Origin of the sequence: Paenibacillus aurantiacus (genome assembly GCF_042431225.1) — a bacterium.
Taxonomy (GTDB): domain Bacteria; phylum Bacillota; class Bacilli; order Paenibacillales; family Paenibacillaceae; genus Paenibacillus_Z; species Paenibacillus_Z aurantiacus.
In genome coordinates, this window is the sequence record NZ_JBHMDO010000053.1 from 101,881 (window position 1) to 117,421 (window position 15,541).

Genomic DNA, 15,541 nt, shown 5'->3' on the forward strand with positions numbered 1-15,541 from the left:
TACGGGAAAACCTTTAAGGAATGTCTACAGGAGCCCCATCTTTCTCAGCATTTCATCGAGCTTACCAGCATCCAGCGGTTTAGGGGCATACATCTCCACATCGGGGTCCAGCGGATGTGTAATAAATTCGGGATTTAATGCCGTCGTCAAGATCACCTTCGAGCGGCTGCTCCCCTTAATGCCGTGCTGTTTCTCCATCTGTCGAACGGCTTTCAGCACTTTAACGCCATCCAACTTAGGCATCATAACGTCCAAGCAAATCAACCCGTACGGTTGACCCTCCTCGATGGCAAGCTGAATGGCATCCAACGCCTCCATCCCATCTACGGTTTGGTCGCAATCGCCGTAGCTGCTCATTAGCTGAGACAGAAAGCGCCGGCTTGCCAGATCGTCCTCGGCCACTAATATTCTCATAACACTCCTCCTTGAATCATTCCCTGTAACTGTCGATGAAGTGCCTTCACCCGCTCGACCACTTCTTCGCGGCTCTCCTTCCGTGCCGATAGCTCGATCTTAAATGCGCCGTTCTTGAGTGTTCCCGCATCGACAAGCAGGGACAATTCCTTGATCTTATGGGCTTTACCCTCAATCAATGAAAAATCCCCATATTCCGCCAGGGACATCAGCTCTTCGACGTAACTGCCTAGTTCCGCTTTGACCGACGATGCGTCGAATTCCCGTGCATGCTTCTCCGCCTGTTCCCGTTCCGCAATCGGAGGAACGCGCGGAGGCACTCCTTCGTCACCCTCCACCGGCAGGGTACCGATTACGCCAAGCCGTACGGTAAAAGAAAAAGAAGCACCCTTCCCCTTCTCCCCTTCCGCCCAAATGCGGCCGTCCATCATTTCCACGAGCTGCTTACAGATGGCGAGCCCTAAGCCTGTTCCTCCGAAACGCCGGGTAAATGAGCCGTCGATTTGGCTGAAGGGTTGAAACAAAAGGCGCTTTTCATCCTCATCGAGTCCAATCCCGGTGTCGGTTACTGTGAACAGCAATGCTGCTTTATCTTCCGCGGCTGAATATCGGGAAACCGTAATCGTGATCGTTCCCTCTTCCGTAAACTTGATGGCGTTGTCAATCAAATTGTTGATGACCTGCTGAATCCTCAAGGGGTCACCGAACAGGCGAAGCGGCACATTCGCCGCAATCGTTGAACGCAGCTCCACGCCCTTTTCCATGGCGAGTCTCTTGTGGGATTTCAAGATTTTTTCCATTACACGGTGCAAATCGAACTCTACCTGCTCAATCATTAACTTTCCCGCCTCGAACTTCGAGAAATCCAAGATGTCGTTGATCACTTTAAGGAGCGTATCCGCACTGTGCTTGGCAATGATCAAATTCTCCCTCTGTTCGCTAGACAACTCTTTCTTTAAGGTGAGGTCGATCATGCCGAGCATTCCGTTGAGCGGCGTTCGGATCTCGTGACTCATATTGGCGACAAATCGGCCTTTCGCCTGATTGGCTGCTTCCGCAATCTCCCTCGCACGGATCAGCTCCTCCTCCGCCCTTTTACTTTCCGTTATATCGTCGAGCGTCAACATCATCACCCGTTCTTGCTGTACGGTAAGCGGAACGGCACCGAGGCGGAACCATCGATTTTCATGTTCGTCTTTTTGGATGAGGGGCAGTTGCATCTGTACGTTTCTCTGCGGTACGGAGTCGAACCAGCGCGTGATCATGCCCCGTAACCTGCAAGTGCTGCATGAGTCGGCCTTCACGGATCCCTCGTCGTCACAGAGGCATAAGAATAAGTCATTGAGGTGAATGGGGTTGTCAGGCATCTGGGACATATGGTTGATAAGCTCGTTGGATTGCAAAATGTTGAACCCGCGATCTACGATGACCATCCCTAACGGGGCATAGTCGAAAAACATTTTGAAATTATTCCGTTCGGTTACTAAGTCCTCTTCCGCTTTCCTTAACCTTGTGATATCCCGGAACACAACAACGATTCCCGTGCGGATATCTTCGTTATTTCTAATTTCCGACACGCTGGCGGAAATGTATTTTTGACTCCCCGTTTTATCAACAAGTGTCGAGTTCCGCTTCAGGCCGCTAGAAGAAACCCTCGCCCCCGCAATAAGCGGCAACTCCAAAGGGGCGCCCGATGCGTCCACCAGTCGAAATATGGACGTCAGTGGCCGTCCGATCGCCTCTTGCGAGGACCAGCCGGTCAATTTGGCCGCGGCTTCATTCATGAATTTGATGTTCTGATTCAAGTCCGTCGTGATAACGCCTTCGGCAATGCTGGCCAGCGTAAATATCATGCCGCCCCCTCCTAGCACATGTTCAGATAGCTGCTGACCGCTGAAACCGCCCGCTCTTTCAGGGAAAACGAAAAGTTGCTTAACCGCCAACGCAGGGTTATCAGTTGGAGCAATCCGTACACCGTGTCCGCAGCATCCTCGCTGCCGATCGCCTCCTTAATTTCCCCGGCTTTCTTTCCAGCCTCCACCAGAGCGTAGATGAAGTCATAGTGTGCCTGATGAATCTCCTTCACCCGGTCTACCGTCGCCGGCTCGTAGGTCAGGAAATCGAAAGACATCGTAACGGCGGTTATTGCCGGATAATTCTCGAAATACTCCGTAAACTTCTGAATATAGAAAAGGACCCCTTGCTTGGAGGTCTGCTGCTGATTTTTAATCGTCTCAAAAACCAGATGATCGTAATGCGTATAATGGTCCAGCACCGCCAGAAGAATATCCGACTTGCTGTCAAATTGACGGTATAAGGCAGGCTCCGACACGCCTTGACGTTTGGCGATTTCCCTTGTTGAAAGCCCCTGGACACCCAGCTCATGAATAATTTCTATAGCAGTAAGGACGATACTGTCTCTTCTGTTCACGTACGATTTGCTCATCTTGAACTGTCCACCCTTCGGGCCAATCTAATAGTTAGTGTCTACTAACTACTCATTTTATGTATTCTATGTTGTTTTATCCGTTTTGTAAATAAAAACTCCCACTCACTCCTCCTCAGATCAGGATTTCCAAAAAAACGTTTTACTTTTCTCGAAGAAGAGATTACACTTTGATAAATAGGTTAGCGAGTGATAACTAACAAAAAGGTAAAGGATGGGATTGGAATGAAACTCAATCAAATTCAACTTGGTGCGTTTTTGAGTAAGATTTATCTCCTCACCGAATCTGGCTATTCGCTGCTGGATAGCATCGATTTAATCCGGAAGAACACGCACAGCCCCGAGTTTTTGCCGATTTCGAGAATTGGTTTTGATCTTCAAGAGGGGTATAGCTATGACTTGGCGATCGAAATGAACAGTGAGCCTCTCGACGAGGTGATACGGCATGCCCTTCATAACCTGAACACGGATAGCCAGTTTTGTCGTCTCCTTCCAGCGATTATTACTTCGTTAAAGGCAGCGTAACCTTTTCCGCCGATCTTCCACAAACACTTCCTTGAACGTTATTGCGCTACGTATGATAATGAGTACATCCCTTCATGATTCACACCTAGAGAGGACTATCCAATGGATCAGCAAATCATACAGCGCAACAATGTTCATGTCGTCGGCAAAGGTTCTCAACCCATCATTTTCGCCTCCGGGTTCGGATGCTCCCAAAAGATGTGGCGGTACGTAGCCCCTGCATTCGAAGAAGATTACCGCGTGATCTTATTCGATTACGTCGGTTCCGGTGCGTCCGACCAGTCGGCCTACGATCCTGCCCGGTATGGTACGCTAGCCGGTTACGCTCAAGATGTGGTGGACGTCTGTACCGCGCTTGATGTCACCAATGCGATCCTGGTCGGGCATTCCGTTGGGAGCATCATCGGTCTGCTGGCCTCGATTCAGGAGCCCGCACTTTTTAACCGTCTAGTGATGATTGCCCCCTCCCCCCGCTATTTGAACGACCCGCCGGACTACTTCGGGGGTTTTGAACGCAACGATATCGAACGTTTATTTGAATTAATGGAGTCGAATTATATAAGCTGGGCTGGCACGTTGTCTTCGTTAATCATGCAAAACCCATCCCGGCCTTATTTGGCACAGGAGCTAGAACAAAGCTTCTGCGCCGTCCAACCGAGGATTGCGAATCAGTTCGCAAGAGCGACGTTTTTATCCGACCATCGGGAAGATCTGGCTAAAGCCCAGGTGCCGTCCCTCATCCTCCAATGTGATCAGGATCGAATAGCGCCTATGGATGTGGGACTGTATATGCATCGCCACATGCCGCATAGCCAACTCGAATTTATGATGGCTACCGGCCACTGTCCCCACATCAGTCATCCGGAAGAGACCGTTCAGTGGATTCAGCGTTATTTGAAGTTGACTCCATGTTGACTTCGAGCATAAAAAATACAGAGCGACGGTTTTGGGTTCACCGTGCTCTGTATTTTGGTTAATACGGATATTCGTCTCCCGCGGTCCTCACTCTTTACCAGTGGCGATTGGGTTACCAGCTCTCGATATCCAATCGCTCCAGCTATCGTTTGCAATTACTCCGCTACTTGAATTTTCAAGCGCACAGGTTTCTTTATCTTCATAAAGCCATTTGCGCTAAAAGATTCCGCTAGCACCCACACATGTCCGGTGGAATCAATTGCATAGCATTCGGATTGCGTAGCGACAATATCCTCTGCTCGAACGTCATTCAAATGGATTTCGGGGACGAAATCCATTTCTGTTTTTGGCATGTGAAGCCTGGTTTTTTGCAGCCCTTCAATCGACTTCTTATCACCTGAAAAGGTTCTGTTTTCAGTCCCAAGTCGATAGAGCGGCGAGGCATGTTTAGAAGTGTAATATCCGTCTTCCCCCGGTTGGTCATGGTTTACAAAAAAGCTGCACACCTCTCCCGTTTGAAACAACACAAAAATTCTATATGTTGTTCGGACAACTTTTTTAACCTTCTCCAGAATTTTCGTAGGTTCATACTTCTCCTTGAAATATCTGTCACTGCCACCAACGTAAGCGTCTGAGGTCCCCCAAGCATACAAGTCCCGGTTCTCCGTAATCGCGTATACGAAATTATAAGCCTGCACCGCCTGTACGACATGCGTGAATTCTTTCACGGGTTGCTGATCCAAGATGCCTCCTCTAGGCGCGCCCCTCCACAGATATAAATCGCCATTTTCCATAATGGCATGGACAGCATACCCATCGCTATCGATTGTCTTCACATTCTTCAGGATACAATTGCTTTTTCCATCCGTCAGATCTCCAAGCTGACCATATGCATTTTGGCCAAAACCATACAACTCTCCCGTTTGCGTAATTGCAAACGCATCATATTCCGTTACATGAATCCTTTGAACATCTTTGCGAAGACAGATAAAATCATCGCTATTCCATGTCAAGCCGTAGCTGTATAGCTTCCCTGAACTCAGCAGGAAGTAAGCATCCCGAGCTCTTATTCCAACATCCTTTACGTCGTTCAAGGGCAACCTTTGGGGGATTGAAGTTCCATGCGGGGAGTGCTCGCCCCAACCTATTAACTCTCCCGAGTCGTTAATTGCATAGGCTGAGTAGCTTCCCATGGATACTTCAACGATTCGTTCCAAGATCTTCACTGGCTTTTTCCGATTTTGAATGGAGGCATCCCCCAGGACACCATAACTTTTGTTTCCCCAAGTATAAAGTTCCCCTTCTTTTGTAACCATCGCCATTGTTAAGGAGCCAGGGCGTAGTATTGCAGCTTCGTATTTCTTTTCTTTGGTTTTACCTTTTGGCTGCGGGGAAATATTCGTGTTCCAAGGAGTCTGGGGAGCTGGCAAAAGATCTACCTGCGTCTCCGGTCGGAATGGCAGATTGAAATGAACCTGCAGATAATCGCAAAGATCCCATAGATCGAGCTCTTTACTGATCCATTCCAATTCCTTGGCATTTAATTCGATACCTAATACTTCATATATCTTATCTGTATTAAACTGTTTGCGCTTTAAGCCATAGCCCTCTAACGCGGTGCCTTGAATGCAAGAAGCGACTTTTTTACCAACTTGCATCAAATGAATCTCCATAACATCGTCATCGAAGTACTCAACGCTCAAAATAGGAAAGTTGATTTTCCTTGAAAGTCTCTTGGCCTCCGCTATCGTTGAACCCCATTGCAGCGACTCACTAAAGAGGCTAGTCCATCCGGAAGAAAAGTTGCTTATTTGAGGATTCATAAGCGAAGCCGTCAATATTGATGTTTCATCTATAACTTCTTCAGTACGAATATGAATGCTTCCGAATTTAGAACCCATAAGAAAATCCCCTTTCTCCGGTTGGGAACGAGCTGAACCGTCTATTTGAAATAGTAGTACAGGTTCATTTTTCTAGGTTTACTATATACATGATTTTACAATTGGTATATTAATTATTCTGTCCTCCATTTTATCGGCAAACCCGTTGTGGTCACCTTTTTGTGTTGATTTTATGTTGATTTTATGTTGATTAACTCGTTTACTTGTGTTCTTGAACCCCACATTGTTGACTCTTCGTTGACTTGCCCCAATCAATCTTCAATCTGTTGACTCAATAGCATAAATGTTCGAGAACCAATTGTTGTGCACCTTCTAGAAGTGTGTACATCTTCTCTATGGGAGTTCGACGTAAGCATCTGCTTCGATCAATTGTTAACTTCGTGTGGACTTAAGCCTATAAAAAATACCAGAGCATCGGCATCCCTCTCGCCGTGCTCTGTATTGAACTTCACATACTATATATGCACATTTCCGTCCTTATTCCTCGCCTTTTGCCACCACATTCCCCTCATAACTAATCCAATCACTCCAGCTCCCCGCGTACAGCTTCACGTTCGAGTAGCCCGCTTCGAGCAGCGCCATCACGTTCGGCGTCGCGGTGACGCCCGAGCCGCAGTAGACGATGATCTCGTCGTCCTTCGCAAGGTTCAGCCCTTCGAATCGCGCCGCTTGCTCCTCCGCGCTCTTCCACAAGCCGTCCGCGTCGCGGCCTTCCGCCCACAATACGTTCTTAGCGCCCGGGATGTGACCGGCCACAGGGTCGATTGGTTCGACTTCACCGCGATAGCGCGCAGGCTCACGAGAATCGATCAGCGTCGCGCGCTTCGCGCCGGCGATGACGTCCTGCACATCATATACCTCTGCCAGCAGATTGTGCTGCACGGTCGCGAGGAATTGCGCCGGGATTGTAATCTTCTGCTCGCTCGTCACCGGGAAGCCCGCTTCCTGCCAGCCTTTGAACCCGCCGTCCATGACGAACACGTTCTCGTGGCCGAGGTACTTCAGCAGCCACCACAGACGGGAAGCCATCGCGCCGCCCTGATCGTCGTAGGCGACGACGCGCGACTCGTTGCTAATGCCGGTTTTCCCGAATCGCGCCGCCAGCGCAGCCGGGTCCGGCAGGGGGTGCCGTCCGCCGCTGCCATCGGCTTGGATCGGCGCGGACAAGTCTTGCTCCAGATCCAAATATACCGCGCCCGGCAGATGCGATTCCTCGTACGCCGCGCGGCCCGATTCCGGCTTGCCCAGCGCGAACCGGCAGTCCACGATGACGACGTCCGGCTCGTACATGCGCGCCAATACCCATTTCGCCGAAACGATTGCGTTCATTCTCATCTCTCCTCTATGTTCGTGACCAGTCCGGCATCTTCGCCGTCCGGTACACCATTGATCCTTTATGTGCTCACCTGCGCGAGTTCTCCCTACTTACAGTATCGTAGGCTCGCCGCCCATGTCCAGTGGGGGATTGCACGAGGTCGTGGATCGAACGGGGAAGCGGCTCCTTAAGTTTGCTATACTATTGGCAAAAGGAGTGTCCGTCACATGCCATCCCCATCCTACGCGCTTCCGCTGCGGCTGCCTTATCGGGTGACGCCGCTGACGGAGGCGCAAGCCGCCGCACTGTCCGAGTGGCGTTATGAACCGCCATATACCTTCTATCATTGGCTCAGTTGGGCTGATATGCAGGCGCAGGAACGCGAGTTCGGCGACCCGGCGATTCGCCGTGAGCAGTACGCCGCTGTCCTCGACGCGGACGGGACGTTCATCGGCTTCGCGCAATTCTTCCCCCTGACCGGGGTGACCCGTCTTGGACTCGGCATGCGGCCGGATCTGTGCGGCCGCGGGGCTGGACTAGCCTTCGTGCAGACGATCGTGCGGGAGGCGATGCGCCGTGCCCCCGGCGACGAGATCGACCTCGAGGTGCACGATTGGAACATGCGTGCCATCACCATCTATGAGCGGGCTGGATTCGTCATCAGCGACAGATACGAGCTGACCCTCGCCGGGAGTCCCCAGACCGTCCTCTGCATGGTTTATGCGCCTTCCGAGTAATCATCTCGGCTATTCTTCTCCCTATGCAGGATGCGCTCAACGATAGACGGGGGTACACCGCCCTTTTTGAAGCGCTTTCAACACTGCGTTCTATCCGCCGCGCTCTCCGCATATTTTGATGAGGAGCGAGGAAAAGGGCGGTATGAATCAAGACGGCGCGACGCATCAAGCGATGCCGTTGCCGTCTTCCGGCCGGGCCGCCGCCTCTTCGCTCGCCAAGACGTTCGCGGGAGGCGATCCGATGAAAGTTTGGAACATCGTCAGTCTGGCTGTTCTCATTCTCGGAGGCTTAAACTGGTTGCTTGTCGGCTTGTTCGAGTGGAACCTCGTGGAAGAGCTGTTCGGCGGAACTGATGAGGTCGTTACCCGGATTATTTATGTCATTGTCGGCTTATCGGCGCTATATGGGCTCTCGTTCTTCACCAAAGTCTCGGAAGAGTGAACCCGGGCGACGTCCGAACCGTTCGATCCTTCGCTAGCCTCGTGCCCTATCGCACGAGGCTCTTTTGCGCGCCAAGCCAAGTGCTGCGGATGACGCAATCTTGCTTGGCGACGCGTGTTTCGTTCCGGGGAAATATGAAAAAAGCCGTCACCCCTATCCATCTTTCGCGCGGGTCTGCAGCGAGAGAGGGATACGGATGACGGCCGGAGCGATGCTGGCTCCTACAGCATAGGTGTGATGCTATCCGCGTAGTCCTGCAAGGCTTTCACGAACATGAATGGGACCAGACCGATTGCAACTACACCATAGCCGATACCTTTGAAAACTGCCATAACATTCACCATAATAATTCTCCTCTACTCCTGTTGTTGGGTGAATCGCAACCGGCTATCGTGGTCCCTGTTTATGTAGGACTTTAGACCCTGTGGTTTTGCGCCGCTGACTTTCGTCAGGTTTGCCCTAAAGCAGTGCTTTTTTGCGATTTCTGTGTTGCTTATGTGTCTATTCTATGAACTAGCCGACAACTTGTCCACTGGTAATATATGCTCAACACCGTGTTTAAAATTAGGTCTTAATTCTCACTTAATTAAAAGAACGGCAGGACCGATAGTTTACGGTCTGCCGCTCTTGATTACAGTGGTTTTCATGGGATAGATCCGTCGCTGCGTACTAAACCAGCCTAATAATCCGGCTTTCCTTCCCGTCAATGGATACCTCGATACAGTGATGCTTCGCCCGGTACGCGACCAGACCGCCGCCCACCTTAATGACCGGATCTTCGCCAAGGCCATAGAACACATCGTCCGCCAATGCCTCCAGCACGTCATGCCGCTCCCCGGCCTCCATTTGAGTCCACTCTTCCTCCTCCATTTCAAAGAAGAGATACCCGTCTCCGATCGAACCGATTGCCTCGGTCAGCTCCTGCAAAATCTCCTTATACTCCCGCGCATGTTTGACGCCCATCTTCTATCGCCGCCTTTGCCTCAAAATCCGCAATCCTTCGTTCATTCTACACGATTTCCATGGAAAATTAACGTTATACCCGTTTTTCGGGGCAAATGCTCTAATTTCCGTTGCGATTTTGACGATAACTATTAATAGAGTACATGATGTCGAAAAGCCGTTTAATTTGTCAGCATTTCGCCAGCGTTCGCCCATAAGCGAAGCGGTACGGCTATGCGCGGCATGCAGCGTATGGCTCGACTTATTAAATACTATATTAGATGGGGTGTAGGAATTGGAAAAATCAACGTTAATCGGTGTAGTGCTCGCGCTTATCTCGATCTTCGTCGGCATGGTGCTGAAAGGTGCGCCGCTTGGAGCCCTCATGGTTCCCGCCGCTTACCTGATCATTATCGGGGGCACGGCTTCGACGCTGTTCATCGGGTTCCCAATGGCTGAGGTCATGAAACTGCCGACGCTGCTCAAACTGATCTTCAAAGAGCAAAAGCTGATCCAACGCCAAGAGCTCATTACGATGTTTGTGGATTGGGCGTCCGTTACGCGCCGCGAAGGTCTGCTCGCGCTGGAGTCGAAAGTCGAGGAAATTCAAGACGGTTTCTTGCGTAACGGCATGCGGATGATCATCGACGGCAATGACCAGGATCTCGTGCATGACGTGTTAATGGAGGATATCGCCGCCACCGAAGAACGCCACCGCGTCGGCGCCCAAATTTTCACCCAAGGCGGTACGTACGCGCCGACACTCGGCGTACTTGGCGCCGTGGTCGGTCTTATCGCGGCCCTGCAGGACATGGCTGACATGGAGAAGCTCGCCCATGCGATCGCCGGCGCCTTTATCGCGACGCTGCTCGGTATCTTCGTCGGTTATGTCGTCTGTCACCCGATTTCCAACAAGCTGAAGCGTCTGTCGAAACGCGAGATGGAAATCAAAACGATGATGGTCGAGGGGCTGCTGTCCATTCAATCCGGCGTATCCACGACGGCCATCAACCAGAAGCTGTCCGTCTACCTGACGCCAACGGAGCGCGCGAAGATGGAGCAGAAGGGAGCGGTAGCCGGTGAGTAAAAAGCATAAGCATGCTCACCACGAGGAACACGTCGACGAATCCTGGCTTATTCCCTATGCGGACCTGTTGACGCTGCTGCTCGCGCTTTTTATCGTATTATTCGCGATGAGCTCGGTCGATGCCAAGAAATTCGAAGAGATGGCGCAAGCCTTCAACAGCGCGCTTAACGGCGGCAGCGGCATATTGGATAACACCTCAGTCATGGAGACTGGTCCCGTAGATGGCAAGAAGCAGAACAAGGACGAGGACAACTCCACGTCTGCCGCGACGCAGACGCAATCCCCATCCAAGTCGTCGAAGGAGCGCGAAGCGCAGAAGCAGAAGGAACAGCAAGAGCTGGAGAATCTGAAGAAGAAGGTCGACAATTATATCAAGGCGAACGGCTTGTCGTCCCAGCTCAACACGAAGCTTAACCAATCGCAGCTGATGATTACGATTAGCGACAACGCCCTATTCGCTTCGGGCAGCGCGGTCGTCAAAACGGATTCACGCAAGCTCGCTTACGCGATCGGCAACATGCTCGTGGCCTACAATGATTACGATATCGTCGTCTCCGGCCATACGGACAATCAGCCGATCTCGACATCGGAATTCAAGTCGAACTGGGATTTGAGCTCCACCCGGGCAATCCGGTTCATGGATATTCTGCTCAGCAACAAAAGCCTGGATCCGCGCCACTTCAGCGCGATCGGCTACGGAGAATACCGCCCGCTCGAGGAGAACGATACTGCGGCCAACCGTGCGAAGAACCGCCGCGTCGAGGTATCGATCATTCGCAAGTATATCGACGCCTCGAACGCAAGCGACATCCCGGTAACGCCTTAATTGATTGTTTCTAGTATGAACAACGAAGAGCCCGATTTACTCGCCGATGGCGCAGGTAAATCGGGCTCTTCTTCATGATGGCGCATCTTCTGGTCATCCGCGCCTTAGCTGGCCGGTCCGGCCAGCCTCGCCTCCGCCTAATCCAGCTGCGCGAATAATTCAGCTAGCTCCTCGCTCGTCAAATCGCGCCACTTGCCGGTCTGCAGCGCGCCAAGCTTAATATTCATGATCCGCACGCGGCGAAGCTTGCGCACCTGATAGCCGAACGCCGCGCACATCCGCCGGATCTGGCGGTTGCGGCCCTCGTTGAGGATAATCCGGAACACGCGGTCGCTCTCTTTGGTTACTGTGCAAGGGAGCGTCATACTGCCGAGAATGTGTACGCCTTCGCTCATGGCCTGCACGAATTTCGGCGTAATCGGCCGATCGACGGTGACGACGTATTCTTTGTCGTGCTTACCTTCGGCCCGCAGGATGCGGTTGACGATATCTCCGTCGTTCGTCATCAGAATCAAGCCTTCGGAGTCCTTGTCCAATCGGCCGATCGGGAATATCCGCTCACGATGGCCGACGAAGTCGACGATGTTACCTTCTACGTGTCCTTCCGTCGTGCTCGTGATCCCGACAGGCTTGTTCAGCGCGATATACACATGGCTCTTCTGCTCGCCGATCGCCTTGCCGTCGATGCGTACATCATCGCCAAGCTCGGCCTGGCTGCCCAGCTCCGCGACGACGCCGTTAATGGTGACGCGACCGGACTCGACCAGCTTGTCCGCTTCCCGTCTCGAGCAGACGCCTGTTTCGCTAATAAATTTGTTGATCCTCACCCTGATGTCCTCCTGGCTTATCCGATCCGGGATGCGGCTTCGGCAATCCCGTCATTCTCATAGATCCATGTGCCGTCGCCCGAAGCGGCGGCCGCGGTCTTCCCAGCGCCGGACGCTACCGCACGCATGGCACGCGCGACTTCCCGATCCGTAATCGGTTGGTATTTGCGCAATGGTCCGACAAGCGCCCAACGGACAATAGGCGTTAGCAGCACCGCGACCCGCTCAACGAGCCGAAACTCGTCTCGCTTGCCCATCAGCAGCGACGGCCGCAGCACATGCAGCTCTGGCAGGCCTTCGGCGGTCAGCGCTTGCTCCATCTCGCCTTTCACCCGGCTGTAGAAGATCCGGGAGGCGACGCTTGCGCCCATGGCTGATACGACGACCATTCGTGCCTCGTGCCGCGCAGCCCATGCGCCAAGCCGGACGGGGTATTCGTAGTCCACCTTCCGGAATGCCTCTTGCGAGCCTGCCGTCCTGATTGTCGTCCCGAGCGCACAGTAGACAACATCCGCCTCTACGCCCGCGAGCGCTTCCTCAAGCCGTTCCAGGTCGGCCACGATGACACGCAGCTTGCCGCTTGCCGCAGCCTGCTGCAGCGAGGGGTCGATCAGCGGTCTTCTAACCAGCACGGTGACGCCTGCGCAGCTTGCATCGCGTGACAGCTGCCGCACCAACTCGCTGCCCACAAGACCGGTCGCGCCTACGACCAGCGCGTTATAGGGGGCAACCTTCGCGCCGCTGTCCGTCTGCCTCGTATCGTCCTTCATCACGCGCAACGCACCTTTCTTCTATTGTACACGATTCTGCGAACCCTCGCCCTCGCCGGAGACGTTCGGCTGTTCGCCGAGCGGCAGCGTAATCGTCACCGTGGTGCCGACACCGACCTCGCTCGCGATCTCGAGCGTCCCTTGATGACTCTGAATAATGCGCTGGCTCACCATGAGCCCCAGTCCCGTTCCGGTCTCTTTGCCGGTGAAGAACGGATCGCCCAGCTTCGGAATCATTTCCTCCGGGATGCCAATGCCTTGGTCCATGATCGTCAAGGAGACGTTCCGGGCGTTCAAGCGGGCGATGCGAATCGTGATCTCCCCGCCTTCGGGCATCGCTTCGATCGCATTCTTCAGCACGTTGATGAACACCTGCTTTAGCTGATTTTCTTCGCAGGAGATGATGCACGTGTCCGTCGTAAAATCGATCTTAAACATAATGTCGCACAGATGGGCTTGGCTGTCGAGCAGCGAAATGACGTCTCCGAACACGTACCGCACGTCCTTCGTCTCGAATCGGGTCGCCTGCGGCTTGGCCAAGATGAGAAACTCGCCCACGATCAGGTTAATTCGGTCCAACTCGGACAACATAATATCGATATGCCGGGTGTTCAGCTTGCCGGTCTCCTGCTGGAGCTGGAGGAATCCGCGCAGCGTGGTGAGCGGATTGCGGATTTCGTGCGCGACGCCCGCCGCCAATTGCCCCACCGTCGTCAGCTTCTCCGATCGGCGCAGCAGCTCCTCCATCTTGTTGCGGCTGGTGACATCCCGCGTGATGCTCGCCAGCGCGTTCAAGTCGCCATGTTGATCGCGAATTGGCGATGTCGTGATGCTTACATCGATCCACTCGCCGCCTTTCGTCACCCTTACCGTCTCCCGCGTATTCAGCAGACGGCCGGATTTCAGCCAGTTCAGCGCTTCCTGCTCTTCGCCGAGCAGCTGCTCCGGCACGAGCGGCAGCATCCGTCCGACCGCCTCGTCGGCCGCATAGCCGAACATGCGCTCGAACGCGCGATTCACCTGCAGAATACGACCTTCCAAATCCACCACATGGATCGCATCGGTCGTATGGTTAATGAACGACTCCAAATATTCTTTCATCGCGCGATTCTCTTCGAACGATACCTTTAGCTTGGCCATATAGATGCTTAAATTTTTGCTCATGGCGTTAACGCGATTCGCAAGCTGCCCGAACTCGTCCTTGCGCTTGACCTGGATCGCATCGTCAAATCGGCCGAACGACACCTCGTTAATTTTCCACAGCACATCGTTGATCGGCTGCATCAGCATGCCCGCGATCCAATAGCTGCCGATGACCAGAATAAGCAGCAGACAAGCGGCAATCCAAATTTGCGTCTTGCGCTGCTCCCATACCTGCTGCATCATCGGACCCTTATCCATGACGATTTCGAGCACGTAACCGTCTTCGGCATTCGGTCTGAAATACCCCTTGATAACTTGGCGCCCTTGCAGCTCGGCATCCCGATAGATCGGCGTTCCTTCCGCGGCTTCCGTCACATAGGCCGTATCTTGCGCGTCCGCATACAGTGACCCGCCGAATAACCGATTTGCGCCCGTTCCGTCGCGTTCGTTCGCCGGGGAAGCCGATCTCGCCTCGAAAACCGTTATCTCCAGTATCGCCGGATTATCCGCTATCATAACCGAGATGGCCGAATCCGGCCCCATCGCGCCTGCGAAGCGACTGCTCAGATTATCGATGGCCCTGCAGCTGATGATAACATGATGTGCAGCATTGTAGACGTAACTCCATCTCTCTCCTGATTGTGCGTCTGCCTCCCCATGCTGCACAGTGGAACCGATCACCGGCTCGGCCCCTTCCTCCGCCAGCGCCTGAATCCTCGAAGGATCCGCCGTCCATACCGAGTTGGCAATCGCGCTGGAGTGCTCGACAGAAGACGGCCCGATTGCGTATTGCCCATGTCCGTCCGGCAGCAGAATCGTAATCTCGGCAAGGCCCAGCTGTTTCGCAAGCGCCTGAAGCTCCTGCTGGTTAAGCCGATTCGCCGATTGAGCTAACGTTACGGATACGGCGCCCGAAGCGGCCTTCAATTTGTCCTGCAGCGTAAAGTCGATTAGCCGCACGCCATTGTTATAACGGTCGATCGAAGAGGACATCTGCTCGGCGCTTTGCGCGAGTTCCTTCTCCGTTTCGGATCGAAGGTTGACCCGTGTCGAATATTCATTCAAAATCACATTGAGGATAAGCAATACGAACACGATGAACGAGATGATGCAGGTGAGCTTTGTCTTGACTGACAATGTGCGACAACCCCTTTTCGAATGAAACCATGTGTGGATGAGCGATTGGATAATCCATCCCCAAGGTACCCGGATGAGCCGGGTATAACTTTCATAAGTTTGCGGGTTTATCCG

The 15,541-nt window shown here is 53.0% G+C and carries 16 protein-coding genes and 1 riboswitch; of the genes, 6 read left to right on the forward strand and 10 right to left on the reverse strand.

Annotated features, from left to right (window positions below):
* Positions 1 to 24: 24 nt before the first annotated feature.
* From ACFFSY_RS32845 to ACFFSY_RS32855, 3 genes are read right to left on the reverse strand one after another with little or no spacing between them, the layout of a single operon-like run.
* A complete protein-coding gene (locus ACFFSY_RS32845; protein ID WP_377502466.1) occupies positions 25 to 414 on the reverse strand; it encodes a response regulator in 390 nt (129 codons plus the stop codon).
* Complete coding sequence (locus ACFFSY_RS32850) at positions 411 to 2,267, reverse strand: ATP-binding protein (RefSeq protein WP_377502469.1); 1,857 nt, start codon at positions 2,265 to 2,267, stop codon at positions 411 to 413. Before ACFFSY_RS32850 ends, ACFFSY_RS32845 begins: the two co-directional genes overlap by 4 nt.
* Before the next feature lie 11 nt (positions 2,268 to 2,278).
* The gene (locus ACFFSY_RS32855) at positions 2,279 to 2,860 is read right to left on the reverse strand and encodes a TetR/AcrR family transcriptional regulator (RefSeq protein WP_377502471.1); all 582 of its coding nucleotides are present in this window, start codon (positions 2,858 to 2,860) and stop codon (positions 2,279 to 2,281) included.
* Between the two features lie 225 nt (positions 2,861 to 3,085).
* On the opposite strand from ACFFSY_RS32855, the gene ACFFSY_RS32860 reads away from it, so the two are divergent.
* Positions 3,086 to 3,385 (forward strand): hypothetical protein, encoded by a 300-nt coding sequence (locus ACFFSY_RS32860; protein WP_377502473.1) that lies wholly within the window; start codon positions 3,086 to 3,088, stop codon positions 3,383 to 3,385.
* Positions 3,386 to 3,487: 102 nt separating this feature from the next.
* Positions 3,488 to 4,300, forward strand: a complete 813-nt coding sequence (locus tag ACFFSY_RS32865) for an alpha/beta fold hydrolase (RefSeq protein ID WP_377502475.1) — start codon at positions 3,488 to 3,490, stop codon at positions 4,298 to 4,300.
* 155 nt (positions 4,301 to 4,455) lie between these two features.
* On the opposite strand, the gene ACFFSY_RS32870 is transcribed toward ACFFSY_RS32865, so the two are convergent.
* Both ACFFSY_RS32870 and ACFFSY_RS32875 read right to left on the reverse strand, forming a co-directional pair.
* Entirely contained in the window at positions 4,456 to 6,201 is a 1,746-nt protein-coding gene (locus tag ACFFSY_RS32870; protein WP_377502477.1) for an RCC1 domain-containing protein, read from the reverse strand.
* 477 nt (positions 6,202 to 6,678) lie between these two features.
* Positions 6,679 to 7,530, reverse strand: coding sequence for a sulfurtransferase (locus ACFFSY_RS32875; RefSeq protein WP_377502479.1), 852 nt, complete (start codon positions 7,528 to 7,530; stop codon positions 6,679 to 6,681).
* A gap of 213 nt (positions 7,531 to 7,743) precedes the next feature.
* On the opposite strand from ACFFSY_RS32875, the gene ACFFSY_RS32880 reads away from it, so the two are divergent.
* Together ACFFSY_RS32880 and ACFFSY_RS32885 are read left to right on the forward strand one after the other, a co-directional pair.
* Entirely contained in the window at positions 7,744 to 8,253 is a 510-nt protein-coding gene (locus ACFFSY_RS32880) for a GNAT family N-acetyltransferase (protein ID WP_377502481.1), read from the forward strand.
* 142 nt (positions 8,254 to 8,395) lie between these two features.
* Complete coding sequence (locus ACFFSY_RS32885; protein ID WP_377502483.1) at positions 8,396 to 8,695, forward strand: DUF378 domain-containing protein; 300 nt, start codon at positions 8,396 to 8,398, stop codon at positions 8,693 to 8,695.
* A 221-nt stretch (positions 8,696 to 8,916) separates the two neighbouring features.
* Here the strand turns inward: ACFFSY_RS32885 and ACFFSY_RS32890 are convergent, their stop codons facing one another.
* Together ACFFSY_RS32890 and ACFFSY_RS32895 are read right to left on the reverse strand one after the other, a co-directional pair.
* Positions 8,917 to 9,039 carry a hypothetical protein gene (locus tag ACFFSY_RS32890; protein ID WP_377502485.1) on the reverse strand — a complete coding sequence of 41 codons (123 nt, stop codon included), beginning with the start codon at positions 9,037 to 9,039 and terminating at the stop codon, positions 8,917 to 8,919.
* Between the two features lie 31 nt (positions 9,040 to 9,070).
* Positions 9,071 to 9,164: riboswitch (cyclic di-GMP riboswitch) on the reverse strand.
* A 200-nt stretch (positions 9,165 to 9,364) separates the two neighbouring features.
* Positions 9,365 to 9,658 carry a hypothetical protein gene (locus ACFFSY_RS32895; protein ID WP_377502487.1) on the reverse strand — a complete coding sequence of 98 codons (294 nt, stop codon included), beginning with the start codon at positions 9,656 to 9,658 and terminating at the stop codon, positions 9,365 to 9,367.
* Between the two features lie 274 nt (positions 9,659 to 9,932).
* Between ACFFSY_RS32895 and motA the strand changes: the two genes are divergently transcribed.
* Both motA and motB read left to right on the forward strand, forming a co-directional pair.
* On the forward strand, positions 9,933 to 10,724 hold the full coding sequence (gene motA, locus ACFFSY_RS32900; protein ID WP_377502489.1) for a flagellar motor stator protein MotA: 792 nt from the start codon (positions 9,933 to 9,935) through the stop codon (positions 10,722 to 10,724).
* A complete protein-coding gene (motB, locus tag ACFFSY_RS32905; protein WP_377502491.1) occupies positions 10,717 to 11,550 on the forward strand; it encodes a flagellar motor protein MotB in 834 nt (277 codons plus the stop codon). Before motA ends, motB begins: the two co-directional genes overlap by 8 nt.
* A gap of 137 nt (positions 11,551 to 11,687) precedes the next feature.
* Here the strand turns inward: motB and rluF are convergent, their stop codons facing one another.
* The 3 genes from rluF to ACFFSY_RS32920 are packed head-to-tail and all read right to left on the reverse strand — an operon-like array spanning position 11,688 to position 15,427.
* The gene (gene rluF / locus ACFFSY_RS32910) at positions 11,688 to 12,377 is read right to left on the reverse strand and encodes a 23S rRNA pseudouridine(2604) synthase RluF (protein WP_377502493.1); all 690 of its coding nucleotides are present in this window, start codon (positions 12,375 to 12,377) and stop codon (positions 11,688 to 11,690) included.
* Positions 12,378 to 12,394: 17 nt separating this feature from the next.
* Positions 12,395 to 13,147 (reverse strand): NAD(P)H-binding protein, encoded by a 753-nt coding sequence (locus tag ACFFSY_RS32915; RefSeq protein WP_377502522.1) that lies wholly within the window; start codon positions 13,145 to 13,147, stop codon positions 12,395 to 12,397.
* Between the two features lie 21 nt (positions 13,148 to 13,168).
* Entirely contained in the window at positions 13,169 to 15,427 is a 2,259-nt protein-coding gene (locus ACFFSY_RS32920) for an ATP-binding protein (RefSeq protein WP_377502495.1), read from the reverse strand.
* Positions 15,428 to 15,541: the final 114 nt, after the last annotated feature.

Excerpts from the sequence above, each read along its gene's own strand:
- ACFFSY_RS32845 (WP_377502466.1), bottom strand. The coding sequence starts at position 414 with ATGAGAATATTAGTGGCCGAGGACGATCTGGCAAGCCGGCGCTTTCTG.
- ACFFSY_RS32855 (WP_377502471.1), bottom strand. The coding sequence starts at position 2,860 with ATGAGCAAATCGTACGTGAACAGAAGAGACAGTATCGTCCTTACTGCT.
- ACFFSY_RS32890 (WP_377502485.1), bottom strand. The coding sequence starts at position 9,039 with ATGGTGAATGTTATGGCAGTTTTCAAAGGTATCGGCTATGGTGTAGTT.
- ACFFSY_RS32880 (WP_377502481.1), top strand. The coding sequence starts at position 7,744 with ATGCCATCCCCATCCTACGCGCTTCCGCTGCGGCTGCCTTATCGGGTG.
- ACFFSY_RS32870 (WP_377502477.1), bottom strand. The coding sequence starts at position 6,201 with ATGGGTTCTAAATTCGGAAGCATTCATATTCGTACTGAAGAAGTTATA.
- ACFFSY_RS32860 (WP_377502473.1), top strand. The coding sequence starts at position 3,086 with ATGAAACTCAATCAAATTCAACTTGGTGCGTTTTTGAGTAAGATTTAT.
- ACFFSY_RS32915 (WP_377502522.1), bottom strand. The coding sequence starts at position 13,147 with ATGAAGGACGATACGAGGCAGACGGACAGCGGCGCGAAGGTTGCCCCC.
- ACFFSY_RS32850 (WP_377502469.1), bottom strand. The coding sequence starts at position 2,267 with ATGATATTTACGCTGGCCAGCATTGCCGAAGGCGTTATCACGACGGAC.
- ACFFSY_RS32885 (WP_377502483.1), top strand. The coding sequence starts at position 8,396 with ATGAATCAAGACGGCGCGACGCATCAAGCGATGCCGTTGCCGTCTTCC.
- ACFFSY_RS32865 (WP_377502475.1), top strand. The coding sequence starts at position 3,488 with ATGGATCAGCAAATCATACAGCGCAACAATGTTCATGTCGTCGGCAAA.
- ACFFSY_RS32895 (WP_377502487.1), bottom strand. The coding sequence starts at position 9,658 with ATGGGCGTCAAACATGCGCGGGAGTATAAGGAGATTTTGCAGGAGCTG.
- ACFFSY_RS32875 (WP_377502479.1), bottom strand. The coding sequence starts at position 7,530 with ATGAACGCAATCGTTTCGGCGAAATGGGTATTGGCGCGCATGTACGAG.